Consider the following 1098-nt stretch of genomic DNA (forward strand, 5'->3'; position numbering starts at 1 on the left):
CTCAAGGTCGATGCCACCCAGGCCGTTTTGGAAATCTCCGATCCAATTCAACGCCTTCGCCAAGTGAGCGACATTCTCGGAAAGGAAATCGAAGTCCTCTCCATGCAGCAAAAGATCCAGGCGCAAGCTAAAGGGGAGATGGACAAGACCCAGCGGGAGTATTTCCTGCGTGAACAACTGAAAGCCATTCAGAAGGAGTTGGGCGAACTCGATGAGCGGGCTGAAGAAATCACGGAATTCCGCAAACGCATCAAAGACGCAAAGATGCCGGAGAAGGTCTTGAAGGAGACCGAAAAGCAGCTCAAGCGTCTCGAGAAAATGCATCCGGATACCGCCGAATCTGCGACAGTGCGAACCTATTTGGAATGGATGGTCGAATTGCCGTGGTCCAAGCGCTCGAAGGATAGCCTCGATCTGAAAGCGGCCGCGAAGGTTTTGAACGACGACCATTACGACCTCGAAAAGGTCAAAGAGCGAATCCTGGAGTATCTGGCCGTCCGAAAGCTGAAAGAGAAGATGAAGGGCCCGATTCTCTGCTTCGTCGGCCCACCAGGAGTCGGGAAAACCTCGCTGGGGAAATCGATCGCCCGCGCATTGGGACGTGAGTTTGTCCGTATCAGCTTGGGCGGCGTACGGGATGAGGCCGAAATCCGAGGCCACCGCCGCACCTATGTCGGCGCATTACCCGGACGCATCATTCAAGGCCTGAAACAGGCAGGCACGAGTAATCCGGTGTTCATGCTCGACGAGGTCGACAAGGTCGGGATGGATTTCCGAGGGGACCCCTCGGCAGCCTTGCTGGAGGTGCTCGACCCGGAACAGAACAATACGTTTACCGACCACTATCTCGGAGCTCCATTCGACCTGACGGAAGTGATGTTCATCACCACGGCAAATTTGATCGATCCGATCCTTCCCGCGTTGCGCGATCGCATGGAGGTCATCGAGATCCCCGGGTATACCGAAGAAGAGAAACTCGGCATCGCTCAGAAATACCTGATTCCCCGTCAACTCGAAGAGCACGGGATTACGAACAAACATGTCCGTCTGACGGAGCCGACCATTCGACAGATCATCTCGCATTACACCCGCGAAGCA

1 protein-coding gene is annotated in these 1098 nt (G+C 55.0%); it reads left to right on the forward strand.

Annotated features, from left to right (window positions below):
* On the forward strand, positions 1-1098 hold a 1098-nt coding region (locus tag HZB34_14970; protein MBI5317260.1), incomplete at both ends, for an AAA family ATPase.

Source organism: Nitrospirota bacterium (genome assembly GCA_016219645.1).
In the GTDB taxonomy this organism is placed as follows: Bacteria; Nitrospirota; Nitrospiria; order Nitrospirales; family Nitrospiraceae; genus Palsa-1315.